This window comes from Colwellia sp. MB3u-4 (assembly GCF_014077065.1).
GTDB lineage: Bacteria > Pseudomonadota > Gammaproteobacteria > Enterobacterales > Alteromonadaceae > Cognaticolwellia.
Map to the genome: position 1 here is coordinate 323831 of NZ_JACGVE010000075.1, position 21727 is coordinate 345557.

General features: G+C 41.2%; 18 protein-coding genes. 13 read left to right on the forward strand and 5 right to left on the reverse strand.

Features of this window, described 5'->3' with window-relative positions; genetic code table 11:
• Positions 1-89 precede the first annotated feature (89 nt).
• Positions 90-1178: a substrate-binding domain-containing protein gene (locus tag H4J61_RS07560; RefSeq protein WP_182138192.1), complete on the reverse strand. Its 1089-nt coding sequence runs from the start codon at positions 1176-1178 to the stop codon at positions 90-92.
• 274 nt (positions 1179-1452) lie between these two features.
• Between H4J61_RS07560 and H4J61_RS07565 the strand changes: the two genes are divergently transcribed.
• Genes H4J61_RS07565 through H4J61_RS07585 form a run of 5 tightly spaced genes read left to right on the forward strand, consistent with a single transcriptional unit; the run spans position 1453 to position 7456 of the window.
• A complete protein-coding gene (locus H4J61_RS07565) occupies positions 1453-1935 on the forward strand; it encodes a formate dehydrogenase subunit gamma (RefSeq protein ID WP_182138191.1) in 483 nt (160 codons plus the stop codon).
• A gap of 8 nt (positions 1936-1943) precedes the next feature.
• Positions 1944-3515 carry an NADH-quinone oxidoreductase subunit NuoF gene (locus H4J61_RS07570; protein ID WP_182184576.1) on the forward strand — a complete coding sequence of 524 codons (1572 nt, stop codon included), beginning with the start codon at positions 1944-1946 and terminating at the stop codon, positions 3513-3515.
• Positions 3508-6411 (forward strand): formate dehydrogenase subunit alpha, encoded by a 2904-nt coding sequence (fdhF, locus tag H4J61_RS07575; RefSeq protein WP_182138189.1) that lies wholly within the window; start codon positions 3508-3510, stop codon positions 6409-6411. The genes H4J61_RS07570 and fdhF overlap by 8 nt, the downstream gene beginning before the upstream one ends.
• A gap of 2 nt (positions 6412-6413) precedes the next feature.
• Positions 6414-7226, forward strand: coding sequence for a formate dehydrogenase accessory sulfurtransferase FdhD (gene fdhD, locus H4J61_RS07580; protein WP_182184577.1), 813 nt, complete (start codon positions 6414-6416; stop codon positions 7224-7226).
• 14 nt (positions 7227-7240) lie between these two features.
• Positions 7241-7456: a formate dehydrogenase subunit delta gene (locus H4J61_RS07585; RefSeq protein ID WP_182184578.1), complete on the forward strand. Its 216-nt coding sequence runs from the start codon at positions 7241-7243 to the stop codon at positions 7454-7456.
• A gap of 448 nt (positions 7457-7904) precedes the next feature.
• Here the strand turns inward: H4J61_RS07585 and H4J61_RS07590 are convergent, their stop codons facing one another.
• Positions 7905-9251 (reverse strand): AarF/ABC1/UbiB kinase family protein, encoded by a 1347-nt coding sequence (locus H4J61_RS07590; protein ID WP_182184579.1) that lies wholly within the window; start codon positions 9249-9251, stop codon positions 7905-7907.
• A gap of 448 nt (positions 9252-9699) precedes the next feature.
• Here H4J61_RS07590 and sufB point away from each other — a divergent pair, with 448 nt between their 5' ends.
• From sufB to H4J61_RS07630, 8 genes are all read left to right on the forward strand, one after another.
• On the forward strand, positions 9700-11136 hold the full coding sequence (gene sufB / locus H4J61_RS07595) for a Fe-S cluster assembly protein SufB (RefSeq protein ID WP_182138185.1): 1437 nt from the start codon (positions 9700-9702) through the stop codon (positions 11134-11136).
• Between the two features lie 6 nt (positions 11137-11142).
• A complete protein-coding gene (gene sufC, locus H4J61_RS07600; protein ID WP_182184580.1) occupies positions 11143-11907 on the forward strand; it encodes a Fe-S cluster assembly ATPase SufC in 765 nt (254 codons plus the stop codon).
• On the forward strand, positions 11904-13163 hold the full coding sequence (gene sufD, locus H4J61_RS07605; RefSeq protein WP_182184581.1) for a Fe-S cluster assembly protein SufD: 1260 nt from the start codon (positions 11904-11906) through the stop codon (positions 13161-13163). Before sufC ends, sufD begins: the two co-directional genes overlap by 4 nt.
• The gene (locus H4J61_RS07610) at positions 13160-14392 is read left to right on the forward strand and encodes an aminotransferase class V-fold PLP-dependent enzyme (RefSeq protein WP_182184582.1); all 1233 of its coding nucleotides are present in this window, start codon (positions 13160-13162) and stop codon (positions 14390-14392) included. The genes sufD and H4J61_RS07610 overlap by 4 nt, the downstream gene beginning before the upstream one ends.
• A 10-nt stretch (positions 14393-14402) precedes the next feature.
• A complete protein-coding gene (locus tag H4J61_RS07615) occupies positions 14403-14768 on the forward strand; it encodes an iron-sulfur cluster assembly accessory protein (protein ID WP_182184583.1) in 366 nt (121 codons plus the stop codon).
• A gap of 43 nt (positions 14769-14811) precedes the next feature.
• The gene (gene sufT / locus H4J61_RS07620; protein ID WP_182138180.1) at positions 14812-15345 is read left to right on the forward strand and encodes a putative Fe-S cluster assembly protein SufT; all 534 of its coding nucleotides are present in this window, start codon (positions 14812-14814) and stop codon (positions 15343-15345) included.
• Positions 15346-15367: 22 nt separating this feature from the next.
• On the forward strand, positions 15368-15778 hold the full coding sequence (locus H4J61_RS07625) for a SufE family protein (RefSeq protein ID WP_182184584.1): 411 nt from the start codon (positions 15368-15370) through the stop codon (positions 15776-15778).
• A 116-nt stretch (positions 15779-15894) separates the two neighbouring features.
• Entirely contained in the window at positions 15895-16677 is a 783-nt protein-coding gene (locus H4J61_RS07630; RefSeq protein ID WP_182184585.1) for a ferredoxin--NADP reductase, read from the forward strand.
• A 165-nt stretch (positions 16678-16842) separates the two neighbouring features.
• On the opposite strand, the gene H4J61_RS07635 is transcribed toward H4J61_RS07630, so the two are convergent.
• The 3 genes from H4J61_RS07635 to H4J61_RS07645 all read right to left on the reverse strand — a co-directional run bounded on the left by H4J61_RS07635 (position 16843) and on the right by H4J61_RS07645 (position 21621).
• Positions 16843-17484 carry an HNH endonuclease gene (locus H4J61_RS07635; protein ID WP_182184586.1) on the reverse strand — a complete coding sequence of 214 codons (642 nt, stop codon included), beginning with the start codon at positions 17482-17484 and terminating at the stop codon, positions 16843-16845.
• Positions 17485-18164: 680 nt separating this feature from the next.
• Positions 18165-19061, reverse strand: coding sequence for an HNH endonuclease (locus H4J61_RS07640; RefSeq protein WP_182184587.1), 897 nt, complete (start codon positions 19059-19061; stop codon positions 18165-18167).
• A 433-nt stretch (positions 19062-19494) separates the two neighbouring features.
• The gene (locus H4J61_RS07645) at positions 19495-21621 is read right to left on the reverse strand and encodes an AAA family ATPase (protein WP_182184588.1); all 2127 of its coding nucleotides are present in this window, start codon (positions 21619-21621) and stop codon (positions 19495-19497) included.
• Positions 21622-21727 lie beyond the last annotated feature (106 nt).

Genomic DNA, 21727 nt, shown 5'->3' on the forward strand with positions numbered 1-21727 from the left:
CTTGTAAAGCTACAATTCAAACCGCTTTAAATTCGTTTAAAGCGGTTTTATATTTATTATGGCAATCAAGATAACTGGTGCTTTTATCCTTAAACTTGCCAAGGTAACATATCTTCTAAATCCGCAATATCACCACAAGCAATAGACTCATAGCCCGCTAATTTTGATACTTCCTCATGAAATCTATCACTTTTTATCTCGGTAATTAAGCGCTGTACAGAGAGTTCTTTGAGGGTCTTGTGATGACAAACCAACACGTAGTGTTCAGTGGTTAATGGGATAAAATCCAGACCAAATTGACGAGCGGCGGTTTCAATACCAATGCCAACATCGGCCATGCCTGAAGCTACATAAGCAGCGATAGCAGAATGTGTAAATTCAAATTTATCAAAACCAATCACCTTTTTAGAGTCTACTGATGATCTTGCCAGTAATTCATCTATTAATAAGCGTGTACCTGAATGTTTTTGCCGATTAATAAATTTAACCTCATCCTGCATTAAGTCTGAAATTTTTGTAATATTTTTAGGGTTGTCTTTTTTAACAATTAAGCCTTGTTTACGGGTCACAAACCGAATGACTTTATAAGTATTAGCTTTAAAATATTTATTATAAATATCAATTAATCGCTGGCTAACAATGTCGGTGGGTAAGTGAAATGCGGCAATATTACACTCACCTTTGCTTAAAGCATCAAATGACTCTTCATAGCTTTTATATTGTAAGTCTAGCTTAAATTTATTAGTAAAATTAGGCAGTAAAGCCACTGCATAACCATAGCTTGCCGCAATTTTTAGCAAAGGCTCTTTAACCATTAAGTGTTTTTGTATTTCTAAATTTAATTCTGATGCAATGCTGACTAACTGAGGTTCAAATCTAGCCTGTGCCCTTTGTTCAGCCCACAGTAATTTTTCACCTAACGGCGTTAAAAGTGCGCCTTTACCTTTTTTAAGTTCGACTAAATCAGAGCCAAAAAAGTCAGTCCATTTTTTTAGTACATTCCAAACATGACGATACGACATACCTAGTTTTGTTGCCGCTACCGTCAACTTGCCATATGTGTGTACCGCATTAAGCAAAACAAAAAGTCGAGGGTCTACATACTCACCCTGCTCATCGTAAAATGACCATGCGGGCTTAATTTGAATTCTCTTTGACAATAGTGTTTTATTGGTCATTTTCTTCACCTGTATATTATTTTTGAGTTTTATTTTTATTTTTGGCTGTTCTAATTATCAATAATACTTTATGCCATTAGCTAATAAACTTTATAGTTAGCGGTCAAATCGCAGCGTTAATGCCACCTAAAACAACACTCATTTATGAATAAAAATTCATATTCTTATAATAAAACAATGGTGCTATAGTCAGGCTATAAAAAGAACTATAAGACAATAACAAATATGCAATTCACTTCATATGTATATTTTATAACAGGCCTTCGGAGTTAGTATGAAAATAGAATTTTCTTCCCCCTTATCAAATGTGGAAAACATCATTGATTCTTTGAAAAATAAAGAAGGCTCTCTGTTACCAATATTACATGCCATTCAAAGAGAAATGGGCTATATATCTTCTCAAGCGATTGAGCGAATAGCGACAAAACTAAAACAAACACCAGCAGAAATTCATGGTGTTATTAGTTTTTATCATCAATTTCGCACTTCTCCTCCTGGTAAATATCAAATTCAAATTTGCCGTGCAGAAGCATGTCAATCTCGAGGAAGTCGAGAACTTGAAGCACACGCTAAAGATTTTTTAGCTATTGATTATCATCAAATGACCAGTGATAAAAAATTCAGCTTGGATAGTGTTTATTGTCTCGGTAATTGTGCAACTGGCCCTAACATTAGAATTAATGATGATCTTTATGGCCGTATTTCTAATCAGAGGTTTGAAGAAATTCTTTCTAATGTAGACCGCGAATTAAAGTGAGAGTGACCATGACAACAAAAATTTTTATTCCACGAGAAAGTACCGCTATTTCTTTAGGGGCACATGAAGTTGCTCAAGCATTTACGCACTATTTATCCGATCATGATATTGATATAAAAATAATCAGAAATGGCTCACGTGGTTTATTTTGGTTAGAACCTATGGTTGAAATAGAAACAGCACAGGGCCGTATGGCATATGGCCCTGTAGCATCCGCTGATGTTGCAAGCATTATGGAAGATATCAGCCAGAATATTCTCCATGAAAAACCACAAGCTCATGCGCTAGCCTTAGGCCTAACTGAAAACATTCCCTATCTAAAAAAACAAACTCGCCTTACCTTTGCCCGTGCAGGTATTACTGACCCAGTTTCTCTTGATGAATACCTTGCCTTAGATGGCTTTAAAGGCCTACAAAAGTCACTCGCTTTATCGACTCAGGAAATTGTCACCGCTGTTGTAGACTCTGGTCTTCGTGGCCGAGGTGGCGCTGCTTTTCCTACCGGTATAAAGTGGCAAACGGTAAGAGATGCCACTGCGGATAAAAAATATATTGTCTGTAATGCTGACGAAGGCGATTCTGGCACCTTTGCCGATAAATTAGTCATGGAATGTGATCCCTTTATGCTGATTGAAGGCATGATTATTGCCGGATTAGCGGTTGGTGCCGACCAAGGCTATATTTATTTACGTTCAGAATATCCTATTGCCGATGAAATATTACAACAAGCTATTGAGATTGCTAGTGCCGCCGGTTATTTAGGTAATAACATTTGTGGTAGTGGTAAAACCTTTAATTTAGAAGTGAGATTAGGCGCAGAAGCTTATATTTGTGGTGAAGAAACTGCCCTTTTAGAATCACTAGAAGGTAAAAGAGGCATGGTGCGCTTTAAGCCACCACTTCCGGCTTTAGAAGGATTATTTGGCAAACCCACCATTGTTAACAATGTACTGTCTCTAGCGGCTATTCCGTTTATTATGAGTGAAGGCAGTCAGGCCTACCAACAATATGGCACAAATCGTTCACGAGGCACCTTACCTTTTCAACTCGCCGGTAATATTAAACAAGGTGGATTAATTGAACTACCTTTTGGCTCAAGTTTAAAAGATCTTATTGATAACTTTTCTGGTGGCACCGCCAGCAACCGCCCAATAAAAGCCATTCAAGTCGGTGGCCCATTAGGCGCTTATTTACCTAGCCATAAACTCGATATTCCACTTGATTATGAAGCATTTTCTAAAGCCTCTGCCGTGCTAGGTCATGGCGGCATTGTCGTGTTTGATGACAGTGTTGATATGCTAGAACAAGCACGTTTTTCAATGGAATTTTGTGTGGTTGAATCTTGCGGGAAATGTACGCCTTGTAGAATTGGTTCAACACGTGGTGTAGAAGTCATTGATCGTATAAAAAATGATGAGAGCCGTGCTGATAATATGATTTTACTTAATGACCTTTGCGACACCATGATTGACGGTTCTTTATGCGCAATGGGCAGTATGACACCTATACCCGTGCGCAGTGCTTTTACTGATTTTCCTCAAGACTTTTTTTTAACCACACAGGAGAGCAATCATGATTAATTATTATGATCCAGCCACTAATACCACGTCGAATAAACCAATCGATTTTAATAAAGATTATGGCACTCCTGCCAGCACCTCAACACAAACAGTGTGTCTTGAAATTGACGGGGTAAAAATAACGGTTGCTGCCGGTACTTCAGTAATGCGCGCTGCCGCAATAGCTGATATTAATATTCCTAAACTTTGTGCAACTGATAACATCGAAGCCTTTGGTTCATGTCGTTTATGTGCGGTACAAATTGAAGGTATGAGAGGCTATCCAACCTCATGTACGACATCGGTTAAAGAAGGCATGGTGGTGTCTACTGAGAATAATGACATTGCAAAATTACGCCGCAATATCATGGAACTCTATATATCTGATCACCCACTTGACTGTTTAACCTGTTCAAGTAATGGCGACTGTGAATTACAAGATATGGCCGGAGCCGTTGGCTTACGTGAAGTGCGTTATGGTTTTGATGGCGATAATCATCTTGACGCCAAGATTGATGACTCTAACCCTTATTTTACCTTCGAACCTAGTAAATGTATCACCTGCTCTCGTTGTGTTAGAGCCTGTGAAGAAGTTCAAGGTACTTTTGCCTTAACCATTGAAGGTCGAGGTTTTGCCTCAAAGGTCAGCGCTGGTACCAGTGAAAACGATTTTGCCTCCTCTGATTGTGTCTCTTGTGGCGCCTGCGTACAGGCTTGCCCAACGGCAACACTGATGGAAAAATCAGTAATTGACAAAGGACAACCAGAACACAGTATTATCACAACCTGTGCCTATTGTGGCGTTGGTTGTTCTTTTAAAGCTGAAATGAAAGGTGAAGAAGTCATACGCATGGTGCCCTACAAGGGCGGTAAAGCCAACCAAGGTCATTCTTGTGTCAAAGGCCGCTTTGCCTTTGGTTATGCAACTCATAAAGACCGCGTTACTGAGCCTATGGTGCGCGACAGCATTGATGAAGAATGGCGAGTCGTCGGTTGGGATGAAGCCTTAGAATTTGCCGCCAATAAAATTAAAAACATTCAGGCTAAATATGGCCGTGAAAGTGTTGGCGGTATTACTTCATCTCGCTGTACCAATGAAGAAACCTATTTAGTACAAAAATTGATCCGCGCTGCTTTTGGTAATAACAATACCGACACCTGCGCTCGTGTTTGTCATTCACCCACAGGTTATGGACTCAAAGCAACCATTGGTGAGTCTGCGGGTACACAAACTTTCGACTCAGTGATGAAATCTGATGTGGTTATGGTTATTGGTGCAAACCCTACTGACGCTCACCCAGTGTTTGCCTCGCAGTTGCGTAAACGCTTGCGCCAAGGCGCAGAGTTAATTGTCGTTGATCCCCGAACCATTGATTTACTTAATACCGCTCACATAAGTGCTAATCATCATCTGCCGCTAAAACCTGGTACTAACGTTGCTATGATCAATGCCATAGCACACGTCGTTATGAGTGAAGGCTTAGAGGACAAAAATTTCATTGAGCAGCGTACTGATGAATACAACGCATGGCGTGAATTTATTCTTGATGAGATCAACTCACCCGAAGCGATGGAAAGTATTACCACGGTTAATGCCGAACAAGTTCGCATTGCCGCTCGTGCTTTTGCCAAGGCAAAAAATGGCGCTATTTATTATGGCTTAGGCGTTACCGAGCATAGCCAAGGTTCAACCATGGTCATGGGCATAGCAAACTTAGCATTAGCCACAGGTAACATAGGCCGTGAAGGCGTAGGTATTAATCCATTGCGTGGACAAAATAATGTTCAAGGCTCTTGTGACATGGGTTCATTCCCACAAGAACTGCCAGGTTATCAGCATGTCAGTGATGATGTCTTGCGCGCTAAATTTGAAAAAAGTTGGGGCGTAACTTTAGATAACGAACCGGGCTTTCGTATTCCAAACATGTTTGATGCCGCCATTGAAGGCACGTTCAAAGCCATGTATGTGCAAGGAGAAGACATTTTACAATCGGATCCTAACACCCAACATGTACAGGCGGCATTGTCATCATTAGAGTGCTTGATTGTGCAAGACATTTTTCTCAATGAAACCGCGCTATATGCACACGTATTTCTACCCGGCTCTTCATTTCTAGAAAAAGATGGTACCTTTACCAATGCAGAAAGACGCATAAATCGGGTGCGTAAAGTGATGAAGCCATTAGCTGAATTCGCAGACTGGGAAGTCACCCAAAAGCTGTCTAATGCTTTAGGTTACCCGATGAATTATCAACATCCTTCTGAAATAATGGATGAGATAGCCTCATTAGTGCCTACTTTTAGTATGGTCAGTTATAAGAAATTGGACGAACAGGGTAGTATTCAGTGGCCTTGTAACGAAGAGTTTCCTGATGGTTCACCTATTATGCACGTGGAAAGCTTTCCCATTGGTAAAGGTCGTTTTGCAATTACGCCCTACCTTGCTAGTGAAGATCGCGCTAACAAACGCTTTCCGTTATTATTAACCACTGGGCGAATACTCAGTCAATATAATGTTGGGGCGCAAACACGACGCACCGCGAACAATACTTGGCACCAAGAAGATTTACTTGAAATACATCCTAACGATGCCGAAGAAAGAGGTATTAATGATGGTGACTGGTTAGGCATTAGCAGCCGTGCGGGTGATACTGTACTGAAAGCAAAAGTCAGTGAACGTATGCAAAGTGGCGTGGTATTCACTACCTTCCATCACCCCATCAGTGGCGCCAACGTTATTACCACTAACAGTTCGGATTGGGCAACTAATTGTCCTGAATATAAAGTCACCGCGGTACAGGTGGAAAAAGTCACCTCACCATCCGCTTGGCAGACACGTTATAAAAAATTCAGTGCACAACAAAAAGAGCATTTTAAACGTTCACCTAAAAAACAAAAAGCCACTATAGGAAGTTAAGTTTGACGCTGGAAGATGAAGCAAAATTGCAACCAAGCCATTTAACACTACCTGTTCACTATTGGCAGCAAGGTAGTGAGCAAGAAAAACTTGACTGTATCGCAGAGGAAGTGCCTATTGCCATGGTTTACAATGGCATTTCTCACGCGGTTATGATGGCCTCGCCGGCCAATTTACACGAGTTTTCCTTAGGCTTTAGTTTGTCTGAAGGCATTATTGATCACGCGGCTGAAATGTATGATATTGAGCTGGTCGCCAGTGAAAAAGGCATAGAAGTACGTCTTGAGATTAGCTCTGAGCGTATGATGTCTTTAAAATCACACCGACGTAACCTTACTGGCCGTACAGGCTGTGGTTTATGTGGTAGTGAATCACTGGAGACCGCCATTCGGCCCATTAAGAGTGTTACGCCACAAGCGCTGCCCGCTTCGCCAGTAATACAACATGCACTGTCACAGTTAAGTGAGCATCAAAAATTACAAGCATTAACAGGTGCTGTTCATGGCGCAGCCTGGTGTGACGATACTGGCAAGATTATCCTCTTGTGTGAAGATGTTGGTCGACACAATGCTTTAGACAAGTTAATTGGCAGCTTAGCGCTGCGTAAAATCAATACACAAAGCGGCTTTGTTGTCATTTCAAGCAGAGCAAGTTATGAGATGGTACAAAAGGTAACCAGCGTTAATATCGCCACATTAGTCGCGGTTTCGGCGCCAACGGGCTTAGCAATAAGCTTGGCAAATCAAGCTAAGCTTAATTTAATTGGCTTTGCTCGTCCTGGTAGACATACTTTCTATACCAAATTCGATAAATAAATAGGAAAATAGTGATGAGTAGTTCTCAAATTGATAATCTAATTAGTATGCTCAACCAAATTGAAACTAATAATAATTACAAAAAAACTGACGAAGAAACGGCTATGATCGTTGCTAATCACGTAAAGAAATTTTGGGCACGTTCAATGAAAGCAAACATAACAAAGTACGCCGATAGTGATGGTGCACAATTATCCCCTGCCATAAAACTAGCATTAGCCCAGTTATAAAGATTGGATTGTCATGTTTATCGAAATCTGCTTATTCAAATCAGCTATTTAAATCTGAATGCATAGATTTAGATTTAAATAGCTGATGATAGCATTATCGTCATGAGTAATATTGCGAAATATCGGGTATAGATTTCATGGCAAGTAAGTGCCCTGCACGAGCATATATTGACTGTTTTTAATGAATGCGTGGCTTAAGCTTCTGGCCTTTTTTATACACTCGATTAAGTGTGTTTATTACCAAACTGTGATTGCCAAACTAAGTATGGCGCCATGACACTTTTAAGCCCTAAATATGGCGACATATTTAGGGCGGAATAGTTAATGTGCTATAGACCTTAACAGGTCGATTTTTTATTGTTAAATAGCTCTTCTGACGTCATGGTGTTACTAATACCAATGGCTCACATCATCATTTAAAACCTGTAAAAGTCATTTATCAATGGTGTCATGTTTCATCGTTCAGTTGCTTTGCGCTTTTCATTAAGTAAGGAGCAAGTGCGCTTTTAAAATCCAGTGTTGCGCCTAACTTATTGGCTAGCAATATCATGCCAGTAATTTTACGATTGACTAATGCAACCTCAAATATAGGAGATGCTGCGGCTGTTTTATCAGTAATCAGTGGCATGCTAACTTCTTGAATTCGTTTAATTAGCTGTTGTTTTTTTAAGTTGTAGCCAGTATCACTTTGCAAACAATCACTCGCTTCAAAACACGCTTTTAGCACAGTATCTATGGCCGCAGCACTCATGTTATGGTCAATTAAACCAAGCGAATACAGGGCTGAACGCATGTCGTTAGTATCTTGGCGCTGCATAGCATCAGCCATAGCGAGATAATGCGTTGAGGTATGCTGAGCAATCTGCCGGCAGGCTCCAAAATCGAGTAACACTATTTTTTGCGTATCACTCTGATACAAAAAATTGGCAAAGTTGGGGTCACTTTGCATGAGTTTATGGCTGAACAGTTCTTGGTAGGTTAAGTGCATTAACTGGCTACAGACTAGATCGACAATGTCAGCACTCATGGTACTAATATCTGTGATGGCAGAACCTTCAATGTATTCCATCGCCAGTATGTTTTGGTCAGTTAGCTCGTCAACGACAAAGGGTACAATGAAGCGAGGATCGTTGCGCAGATTGGCGCGATAAGCCTTAAGAAATTTGGCTTCCTGCAAATAATTAGCTTCGTTTTTAAGTTGTGCTTTTGCTTCAGCGAGCAAGCTGGTTAAATCGATATGTTGAGGTAATACACCGCTCAGTTTTAGTACACTCATGACGTTATCAATGTCACTGTCAATGCTATCTCTTACCCCCGGGTATTGGACTTTAATCGCCAGCTGACGACCATCTTTGAGTGTTGCTCTATGAACCTGACCAATGCTTGCCGACGCGATGGGGGCAAATGAAAAATAACTAAATTGTTGATACCAGTCTTTTGACCAAGACGCTTCTAGGGTTTTAATTAGTTGCGCCTTAGGCATTGGGTCAGCTTCTTGGCGCAGTCGCGAAAGAATAGGCTCCCATTCAGCAGGCAGTAATTCACCTGCATCCATGGAGAGTAGTTGACCCAATTTCATGGCCGCGCCACGCATATGTGCTAGACGCTTGGTGATCGATATCGCGTTGTCGATATTCATTAAAGACTGAGTTAATGATGGCCGCTGACCACTGAGCATTTGTTTTGTCGCGCCTTTAACAATATTGCCAGCAACCGCTGAGGCCAAACCACCCAGCTTAGCTAAGCGAGCAATTCTTCCGGAAGGTACTTTCCGCTCGTTACGTTTTTCTGTCATAGTAAAGTTGATTCGCTGGGCATGGTAACGCTTCTACCTTTGTGTTGTTTAATACAGCCTCGCTGGAATTTACAGCAAGGGTCGACGATAATATTAGCAAAAAAACTTTGCTAATGCCTGTGCTAGCTGTCCTCTCAAACATTTTATTTGGCAGCATAGCCGAGTTAACTTTTTCACCGATGAAATATTTTAGAGAAAAAATAGCAGTGAACAGCTCAGTATCGTGCTGTTCAGCATGACTTTAGACTTAATAAGTCAATTGAAAGCGATTATTTTTTTGCTCATAATACTTGAGTGATTTAGTCAAGTACTATATGATTAATACTTGAGTAAATTAGTCAAGTATTATGCTGTTGCCGTCAACATTCGTGGTTTACAAAAACTTAGACAGCCACTCTGGTATCTAAGTTTTTAAATCAGGGCAACAAAGCTATGGAGAAACTAAAGTATGAGTGAGCAACTCGATCAGGCGTTATCCCGCAAATACGATGCAGGTTTTGTTTCTGACATCGAATCTGAAACCTTTCCACCTGGCTTGGACGAAGATGTTATACGCCGCATCTCCGCCATGAAAGAAGAACCAGAATGGATGTTAGAGTGGCGTCTTCGCGCCTACAACAACTGGCTTGACATGGAAGAGCCGGATTGGGCTCATGTGCATTACCCGAAAATAGATTTTAATGCCATCTCATATTACTCTGCACCTAAGAGTATGGCGGACAAACCCCAGTCCCTGGATGAAGTAGACCCTGAACTGTTGCGCACCTATGAAAAGCTGGGCATTCCGCTTTATGAGCAAGAAATGCTAGCTGGGGTTGCTGTAGACGCCGTTTTTGATTCTGTGTCTGTGGTGACTACCTACCGTGCAAAGCTGGAAGAAGCGGGCGTTATTTTCTGTCCTATTTCCGAAGCCGTGCATAAGTATCCTGAACTGGTAAAAAAATATCTTGGATCTGTGGTTCCCCGTTCAGATAATTACTTCGCCGCCCTTAACAGTGCAGTATTCACCGATGGTTCATTTGTCTACATACCCAAGGGTGTGCGTTGCCCTATGGAGCTGTCCACCTACTTTCGTATCAATGAGGAAAATACTGGCCAGTTCGAACGAACGCTGATTGTTGCCGAAGAGGGTAGCCATGTAAGCTACCTGGAAGGCTGCACTGCGCCTCAACGGGATGAAAACCAGCTGCATGCTGCCGTGGTTGAACTGGTTGTTATGGATGATGCTCAAATCAAGTACTCTACCGTACAAAACTGGTATCCCGGTGATGAGAACGGTAAAGGGGGGATCTATAACTTTGTCACCAAACGCGCTATATGTCACACCAATGCCAAGGTTTCTTGGACTCAGGTAGAAACCGGCTCTGCCATCACCTGGAAATACCCTAGTTGTATACTCAAAGGCGATAACAGTGTAGGTGAATTCTATTCTGTTGCCCTGACAAGGGGCAGACAGCAGGCCGATACAGGCACCAAGATGATCCATTTGGGCAAAAATACCAAATCCACTATTATTTCCAAAGGTATCAGCGCCGGTAACAGCAACAATACCTACCGTGGCCTGGTCAGTATGGGTGCTAAGGCGGAAGGTGCCCGTAATTTTACCCAGTGTGATTCATTACTCATTGGTGATCGCTGTGGTGCTCACACTTTCCCTTATATCGAGAGTCGCAACCCCTCTGCCATAGTGGAGCATGAGGCTACCACCTCCAAGGTTAGCGATGATCAGATGTTTTTATGCCAGCAACGTGGTCTTGATCCTGAAAAGGCCGTATCTATGATCGTTAATGGCTTCTGTAAGGAAGTATTCAAAGAACTGCCAATGGAGTTCGCCGTAGAGGCGGGCAAATTACTCGAGATCAGTCTTGAAGGCTCAATAGGATAAAAATACATGCTTAAAATTAACAACCTACACGCCAGTGTAGAACAAAAAGAAATACTTAAAGGTCTTAACCTAGACATTAAACCTGGTGAAGTTCATGCCATTATGGGCCCTAACGGCGCGGGTAAAAGCACCTTAGGTTTCATTCTATCCGGTCGCGAAGGCTACGAGGTAAGTGAAGGCCAAGTAGAATTTAACGGCGAAGACCTGCTCGAGATGGCGATAGAAGAACGAGCCCGCAAAGGACTGTTTCTGGCTTTTCAGTATCCGGTAGAGATCCCCGGTGTCAGCAATATGGCCTTTATGAAAGAATCGGTGAACGCCATACGTGAACAACGTGGTGAAACGCCATTAACTGCCACAGAGTTTCTGAAAAAAGCCAAGGAAGCCTGCAAACAAGTACAACTATCGTTGGATTTTCTTAAACGCGGTGTTAACGAAGGATTTTCCGGCGGCGAAAAGAAACGCAACGAAATTATGCAGATGATCCTGCTTGAACCCAGTCTATGTATTCTGGATGAATCCGACTCTGGTTTGGATATCGATGCCCTACAAGTAGTGGCGAACGGTGTGAACAGCCAACGCGATGGTAAACGCAGCTTTATTATTATCACCCATTATCAGCGCCTGCTCGATTATATTAAACCTGACTATGTGCATATTTTGGCCAATGGTAAAGTCGTCAAAAGTGGCGATGCTTCACTGGCCACAGACGTGGAAAAAGAAGGTTATGCTTTCCTAGGACAGGATAACGCCGAGGAGACAAATGCATGAGCCAGTGGTTAAAGCAGGTAATAGACCGTGGTCAGGCCATTGATGACTGGCTTAGCCCGCTTCGGGCTCAGTCTCTGGAAGCGCTGGGCAAGGCTAAATGGCCCAATCGCCGGGTAGAAAGCTGGAAATATACCTCATTGGCACCACTGGAACAGCTTGAATTAAGCCCTGGTAGCACAGCAAGCGAAGCCATCATTGAAGATATTGAGGGTCTGAACAGCCTAGACTTGGTTTTTGTAAATGGCAAATTACAAAGCGATATAAGCTTACTGTCTTTACCACAAGGGCTGCATATCAGTAGCTTGCTAGATGCATCAGATAAGCAACAAAACACGGCTAACGCCTTGTTTGCCAAGATCAAACCTCAGCGTCATCTTTTTGGGCTGGTCAACGATGCTTTAGCAGAAGATGGGCTGATTATCGATATTGATGCCAACAGCAAAATTGAACAGCCCATTCGGATTGTTAATATCAGTAGCGATGGACAAGAATCTCATCATCGTGTGCTGGTGCGCTTAGGCAGCCATGCCAGTGCCACAGTCATTGAGCACGGGCAAGGAGAACAAGCCAGCCTTAGCACAGGTTTTGCCGAATATGACATCGGTGAACAGGCTTATCTTGAGCATTACCGACTGGCCATGCATACCCATCAAGCCATACATATCGGCGGCGATCATTTCAGCCTGCAGCAAAAAGCACAGCTTAACAGCACGCTTATCGCTTATGGCAGTGAATTGTCACGTATGGATGTGGATATCATTCATAACGGTGAGCATGCCAAGGCCAAATTTAACGCCATTTACTTGCTCGGCGAAGCAGAGAATTTTGATCTGCACAGCACGATCGAACATGTGATGCCCAATGGCACCACAAAAGAAAATGCCCGAGGCATTGTGGGTGACAAGGCCAAGGCCGTTTTCAATGGCCGTATTCATATTCACCGCAATGCCCAGAAGACGCTAGCAGAGCTGCATAACCGCAACCTGTTATTGTCCCGTCGCGGTCAGATAAATACTAAGCCTGAGTTGGAAATCTATGCCGACGACGTGCTGTGTGCTCACGGTGCCACCGTTGCCGAGACCGAGGAAGAAACCTTGTATTACTTGCTTTCACGCGGCATATCACGATCCCAAGCGCTGGTTATGCTCAACTTCGGCTTTATTCAGGAATTGGTGGAACAGATGCCTAATCAGCACCTGGCGCAGTGGCTCAAGCCCCAATTGCATTCACGCTTCGTGGAAATGGAAGTCAAATGAATACCAGCAACAGTACACTGAATATGGATGAAATCCGAGGCCAGTTCCCTATTTTGCATCAGAAAATTGAGGGTCACCCCTTGGTATATTTGGATAATGCCGCCACCACCCAGAAACCTCAGGCGGTGATCCAGGCGATAACCGACTTTTACACTCAGTGTAATGCCAATGTGCATCGCGGCGCTCATCATCTTTCCGATGAGGCCACCCGACGCTACGAAAAAGCCCGGGATACAGTCGCCAACTTTATTCATGCCCATGATCGCAAGGAAGTGATTTGGACCAGTGGCACCACCGAAGGTATCAATATTGTTACCAATGGCATGGCCCAGCGCCTGCAAAATGGCGATGAAGTGCTGGTAACTGAAATGGAACATCACGCTAACCTTGTCACCTGGCAGCAGGCCTGTTTGCGTAGCGGTGCAACACTGAAAATTGCGCCCATCCATGATAATGGCACACTGGATACCGAAGCCTTTGCTGCCTTGTTGACACAGAAAACGAAAATGGTTGCCCTGCCCCATGTCTCTAATGCCCTGGGTACAGTGAATCCGGTAAAAGAGCTCACCGCCCTAAGTAAAGAACAAGGCGCGTTAGTGCTCATTGACGGGGCACAGAGTATTGCCCATGGCAATGTGAATGTAAGCGATATCGGCTGTGATTTTTACGTATTCTCCGGCCACAAGCTGTTTGGCCCTACCGGCATAGGTGTGCTTTGGGGTAAAGAAGCGGTGCTTCAGGACTGGCCTGTATGGCAGACCGGCGGTGAAATGATTGCCACCGTCACTTACGAAAGTGCCACCTGGGGCGAATTACCTAACCGTCTTGAGGCTGGCACCCCCAATATTGCCGGTGCCATAGCTTTAGCCGCCGCCATAGACTGGTTTACTAGTCTGAACTTAAGCGCGGTACAAGCGCATGAGCAGGCACTGATGGCCAGCGCCCTGGAACAGGCCCAAGCTTTTGAGGGCTTAACCATTATCGGCAATGCTGCCAATAAGATGGGCGTGTTGAGTTTTATATTACAAGGCTGCCACCCCGCCGATATAGGCTTTCTTTTGGATCGTCAGGGCATTGCCATCCGTACGGGTGATCATTGTGCCCAACCACTGATGCGCCGCTTGAATTTACCGGGGACAGCCAGAGCTTCATTCTCGGTATATAACACTTTAGAAGAAGTGGACGCGTTGTTTATTGCCCTTAAAAAAGTCCAGAACATGCTGGCCTGAGGATTATTTGATGAATGTAGAAAAGTTTACCCCGGAAAAAAGCCAAGGCAAAGCCATCACCCTGACAAAAGCGGCGATAAAGTATTTTGAAGGCAAATTAGCAGAGCACCCCGGCCATCTATTACGCCTGTCTAGTAAAGTCAGCGGCTGCACTGGTTACTCCTATGTGCTGGACGTTGCCAAGGAACCAGAAGACGGGGATACGCGGATCGAGGCGAGTGATAAGCTCACCCTGACCATCGCCGCCAAAACGATGGATTTAGTCAGAAACACTGAAATTGACTATGTAAAAGAAGGCGTTAACGGCGTAGTCAGGTTTAATAACCCCAATGCCGTCAATGAATGTGGTTGTGGTGAAAGCTTTAGTGTCAGCTAGATGTCATGACAAACCTGTGCTTTGTCATAAAGAGGTTCAATAAATGCAACAAAAAATAGTCGTTACTGAGCGCGAATGCAAAGCAAGGGGTGTGCCTAATGGCGATTTACAAGTTATCCCAAAAGGCGAATTTGTCAATATCACCCAGGATCTTGGCGGCAACTACACCGTCACCTGGCGCGGCAATATGCTGCGTATTGATGGCACTGATGCCGATGCCATAGGCCGCAAATCACAAAAACTGGATTTTCCTATTCTCAACGATGGTCTTATCCATAAGGATCATGTTTTACAAGCCCTGGCCACTGTCTATGATCCTGAAATTCCCATTGACCTGTTGTCTCTGGGGCTGATCTACAAAGTTGTTGTCAATCAAGATACACAAACCGTGCATATCGATATGACCCTGACGGCCCCCGCCTGTGGTATGGGACCTGTGTTGGTAGGCGATGTAGAATACCGAGTGAGCATGGTACCCAATGTTAAAAAGGTTGCGGTAGAGCTGATATTTGATCCCCCCTGGTCCCGCGAGATGATGAGCGAAGAAGCTCAGCTCGAAGCCGGCATTTTTTTCTAGCTATATAATCTGAGAGTCCCTGATGAACCTACCAAGCAGCCAAGAAATTATTGAGGATATGGCCTTTTTTGATGACTGGGAGCAGCGCTATCAGTACATCATCGATTTGGGCAAAAGTATTCCACCTATTGATGAAAGTCTGAAAACTAACAAGAATCTGGTCAGAGGTTGCCAAAGCAATGTCTGGCTAGTGAGCACTGAACGAGACGGTAAATTACAGTTTCAAGCAGACAGTGACGCGGTAATTGTTAATGGCCTATTGGCCTTAGTGATAGCCGTTTTTAATGACAAAACCATGACACAAATCCTGGATTTTGACATTAATGGCTATTTCAAAGCACTGGACCTTGAGCGCCATATCACCCCCACTCGTGGCAACGGCCTGCAGGCTATCGTCGCTAAAATTCAGGCCATTGCTAAAACGAAGATGTGAACAGATAGAACTTAGCTGTATTTGCAAGCTACCTTGGTTCAAACCCTGTTCAGGAATTAACATTAACATCATATAGCTACGGATAACTTCCCCACCCTAGTTTACAAGAGTATTAAATGAGACAGACCATTACAGAAACAGTCACGAGTGTTCATCACTGGAATGATACGCTGTTTAGCTTTAAAACCACTCGTCAGCCCACATTCACCTTTGAAAACGGCCAATTCGTTATGATAGGCCTTGAGGTCGATGGCAAACCATTACTACGGGCTTACAGCATTGCCAGTGCCAATTATGAAGATGAACTTGAATTTTTTAGTATAAAAGTTCCCAATGGGGCACTCACCTCTCGTTTGCAACACATTCAAGTTGGTGAACCACTTACTCTATCAACCCGCCCTACCGGAACCTTGGTAGCCGGCAGGCTTAAGCCAGGAAAGCACCTATACTTACTGGCGACCGGAACCGGGTTAGCGCCTTTTATGAGCATTATTAAAGATCCACACCTATACGAACAGTATGAAAAAATTATAGTGGTTCATGGTGTGCGTAATATTTCTGAGCTCGCTTATCAACACACCATCTGTGATGAACTACCGAACAATGAATTTTTTGGTGATTGGGTCAAAGAAAAACTGATTTATTACCCCACAGTAACTCGAGAGGAATTTCGTTCTCAAGCTCATCAACAAAGAATTACTCACTTGCTAGCGAATAATACCTTAACACAAGAAATTGGCTTGCCGGCTATTGATCCAAGTGCGGATAGATTCATGCTTTGTGGTAATCAGGCCATGCTTGATGACACGATGGCAATGTTAAATAAACAAGGTTTTAAAAAGGCCACCTCCCGAGAACAAGGTGATTATGTCATCGAACAAGCCTTCCTCGAAAAGTAGTCATAGACAGGCAAATAATTAATACACTTAATACTGTAGTGGCATAGTTAATTTGGCCACTACAATGGATGCCTAACGCCACGTTAAGCGAACTAAAACTGTTGGTTATAATGTGTAGCGAAAACTAACCAACTGTTTTAGTTCCGTTTAAACGCCTTGTTAGCTTTATTTGTCGAGAAACCTTTGATAATGTTTACTTAACGAAGAGTGACAAACATTTAGATTAACTTTCCGACCAGAGTATGACTGGTAGTAATCACAACAACTTCCGTCTACTTCAACAAGTTTAGAGGATGGGTTTATTGAAATGAGGTATAGGTCGAATAAAGTGTGAATGTCGGCTCTTAGTAATAGGCCTTGGTCAGGGGAGATACTCTTAGTCTCTGCATAGGGAACTACATGGGCAGCTTCTAATGCACTTGGAGTTGCGCATTGGGTTATAACACATTTCCCTTCATAAATATTCAGTAAAGTATCACGGAATTTTGGCTGCCCTTGTCGACTTTGGATCAACGAATAGGTGACTTTATCAAGATATTTCTCGGCTGTTTTCAGCTTAGTTTTACCAATAAGCATTTCGATACTTTTATCCGTAATAGACTCTACACTTGAGGCATAGTTGGCTGGTAAATTACCTTTACCATCTGCCCACTTGTTTATGATTGAACGTGCGGATGCGTCACTTGCATAGTTTGGCATATAGTCTCTTCTTACTATTGTAGAAACACTGCCTCGAGTCATATCTATTTGCTGTAAGTTGTTATCTAAAGCTAATTTTTGTTCAATATTCAGCGGGGGAGTTTTCATAATACCTCTTATTTCATAGCCAAAACGCTTTATTTATGGTGTAAAGATAATAGCTTATTATGTATACGTCTCAGTATCACACGCACCATAAAAAACATTTAATTTACATTAATATCCCATACTTTCAAAGCATTAAAAACTAGTAATGCTAACTCACATGTATATTAGGGTGTGTTACTAAGACGCTTTAGTAATACACCTCAAAAAATCTACTGACTTCCATATAAAAGGGTATTACATCCTTTACGATAATAGTTATTCATTAGAAAATATATGGCAAGATTTTTAGCTGGAATGTCAGGAATGCGTACTAAGGTAACATTAGCACTAACAAAGATTAGTGCCCAAAAATGAAGTCACTTGGGGATTGGGTTCAATCGTCACTTATGCCACAGGCTGTGAATAAATTTTTTATGCGACGCTACTTGAATTAACAGGTGTTGTTACCTCAAACGTACTACAGAATTTAATCTACGGAGCCTTTTTACGTTGATATTATCCAATTACGCAAGTTCGAAATAGTTTTCACACAGGCTGGCCACATAGAAGACATTAGCTTTTAAAGACAATCAATACTTCGGATTAAGTTTTGTATCGATAACCCTATATGACATGCTAAGTAATAGTTAACTAAAATTGTGTAGCTAAACGTAACCAGCTGTAAATCCCGCTTGATTAGCTTATAAGTTACTTCCGACTATTTTAGTATTATGATAATCAATACTTTTTTGAGATATTTGATGATTATCAACCTGCTTGATATTAGATAAATCTAAAGAATTTGCGCCATAGTCGCAAAGGACATGACAATTAGGACAAAGAACAATTAAATTATCTGCTTTATCTGGACCGTTGTGAGGTTCGCCTAATGGGATAATATGATGCGCTTCAGAATACAGTTTATTACCTTGCAACTTCATAGTTGTTGAGCAAATCTGGCAACAATTACCATGTAGGAGTTTAATCTGTCTTGCTAAGGTTGAATCTCTCAAAACACGATATATTTCCTGTTTAGAAGTGCCAGGCTTCTCTTCCCCTGAATTCAAATCTATAGCTTTTGGTGTATGATTTATCTCTACCGTTTTTTTTGCTCTCTCCAACAAATCATCATCTCCTGCATAATTAATTACTCCATGATAGTCTTTGTTGATTTCTTTGATTTTTCGATCAAAATATTTGATACAAGCTCTAATTATTTCCACTCTACGCTCTATATCAGTGGGCAAATCAATATGAACGACTTTTGTTTTACAATTTTTATTGCGAAATAAACCTTCTAAAGCATCAGGTTTATCTCCATCCACAAAATGTCCGCAAAGAAATTCTACAATATCCTTTTTAGCAGTGGCATATTTGACATCTCCACCGCTTAGCTCAAAATCTAATCTATCAGGCTTATCTGCACTGTTAATCCAAAATTTAGCTTCGACTTTATCATCGTTAAGCTGCTTTCTGTAAATCTTGCTTAATACTGTACTTCGTAGCTTAAAGTGTTTTTTATCAAGTTTAGTTCCAGGATACCAGTCAGCTGTAATTAAATCCTCAAGTTTCCGGTAAAGCTCTTTATTCTCAATCATGTTCTCATCCTATTGTTTAATTTTACTACATTGTTAAGATTTTTTATTTTTTCTAATTCATTATCAACTAATGCTTTAATAGCAAATAATTATCCTAGTTCAGCGAGATGTTTTTTTCGTAGTGCATCTATTTTCTATTTGAATTTCTTGGTAATTTTATATTTGCATGAAGGTAGTAAAATTATCTTTTTATGGAGATACGTCTTATTAATGCCCTTTCCATAAGGTGAATTCACCCATTAATACGCCACAATTCCAGTTTATTAAAAACAATTTCAACCATATTGTTCTTAATCAAAGTAAAACATTTATAGGTCCTTTTATTTGTCATTTATGCTTTATGCTTAAACTAATTTTAGTGGTAATGTTCGGTCATCATGATAGAAGTTTGAAAATGGTAGAGTGATGTTTTTATTGACATGGCTCGTATATTTCAAGCGATAACAAAACCAATAGGTTTCGCCAAAGGTTGTTTATAAACAGACTCTTGTTGTAATAATACTAAAACAGAATCTTCATCAATTTTTCCTAACAGCGAGCACTTTCTGGCGACTACAGCAAAATCTCCGGGTGTTAAGTTGTTGAGTTTCAATAACTGCTCTCTAGTACCTTTACTACTGGAATAAACAAACTGCTTAAACATTTTTAATGATTGAGCTGGTAATAAATAATCGAGCTTGATCTTGAAGTCAAAGCGTCTTGCTACCGCGTGGTCTAATTTTTGATTAAAGTTGGTGGTTGCGATAAAAACACCGTCAAAGGTTTCCATTTGGGTGAGCATTTCATTAACCATTGTCGACTCCCAGCTTTTGCTATGCCCTTCTCGTGAATTTAAAAAGCTATCAACTTCATCGAGTAATAAAATAGCATTTTTGTCTTTGGCCTCTTCAAAGGCTGCGGCAATATTTTTCTCTGTTTCACCAACATATGCGCCTAGTAAATCAGAACCGCGTTTCATTATTAAAGGCAAACCTAAATCTTTAGAGAGATATTTCGCATAAGCTGACTTACCCGTACCTGGAGGTCCATATAATAATATACGAGACTCACCTAAGCGATGAATTCCCTTTTGCACCGTTTTTAAGTCATGCCCTATACTATTAGTTAACGTGAGGTCATATTCTAATAGCCTATTTACAGGCTGAATTTGTAGTTTTTTATAGCCTCCCACATTTAAATAACCGTTTAATAATACGGTAATTTGTTCTTGGGCATCACTAGCGGTTAAGTAAAATGTTTTAGTGACCTTTATCGCTTTCTCAATATGAGCAATAGACAGGCTTTTGTGTTGACATATATGGGCAATAAATTCGCTAGACAAGCGTAATCCTCTACTTAGTTGCCTTACTTTACGTTCATAACTCTCAGCGTCTGGTGATGTAACTTCAAGCACCATATCAAAACGACGTATGTACGCATCTTCCAGAGAATAAGGTCGATTGGTTACCCAAATAGTAGGTATTGGCGTATTTTCAAGCAATTGATTAACTTGATACTTACGTAAGTTACGTCCTGATAGTGGATTTTCATGAAAAAAGTCATCACACTCATCAACAAACATAATAATGTTTTTTAGCTGCCCACATATTGCTTGGGTTCTTTCAATTTCATTTACCATCGTTTTCGATATATTGTCTTGAGAATATTCATCATGGCTGTGGCTTATATCAAATAAATCACAATTTAATGCCTTAGCTAACGTTTTAACAAGTTCTGTTTTACCGACTCCCGGTTCACCATGTAATAAAATATTCACCCCCTGCTTTTTAAATGATATCGCATCATCTAAGTATTGATACAGCGGCATAAATTGTTCAACAGAAAAATCTTTCGGTTGCAGCTTTGTTTCATAGTTAAGTTGATAGCAATGTCTAATTAGTGCCTCAACGGAACTTAATTCTTTTATCGTTTTAATCGCTTCAAGATATTTGTTAGGAAGCTCAATTCTTGATAGAAATATATTTACATTAATATGGCTATATTGAGCAGAGTGAATACTTTCATCATTGTTAGTTAACAAGCTACTGATACTATTATCATCTCTATGTTTACCTGTAGCAATACTTTGAATATCAGCATCGGTTACGCCAATTGCTCTAAGTAAAATAAATGTGGCCGTTGCGTCATCTTGATACTCAGATGCTAATTCATCAGCAATATCGTTAAATGGTTCACTCATTAATTTAAGATATGAAAATAAATACAACCTAAAATATAATTTTGGGTTATTGGTTTGTTTAGCAAGAGTATTCAAATTTTGATAGTAATTTTGACAGGTCAATTGCTTTGCATTTACCTGTGAAACTTGTTTTTCTATCCACAAACAATGTTGTTTACCTAATAATTCCTTAGATGTTAGTAAATGTTTTGGCATTCCTAGCTGTAATAGCGTTTTCTTTAACACAGAATCGTCAATTAAATCATTTATCGATGTATTAATAACGGCGCATTCTTCCAGTAGTTTTTGCAAGAAACACAATACTAAAAAGTTACATTGATCATATCGATGAACTTCATTTAACTTAGAGGGGGTTTTTAGAGATTTTTTCATAATAGCCATAGTTTTTCTCTTTTAATACATAAATATGGAAAGACAAAAGAACACATTTTCAATACACGTTATGACGTATTTTAATAGATTCGACTACCCCAGTTACGAGATAATG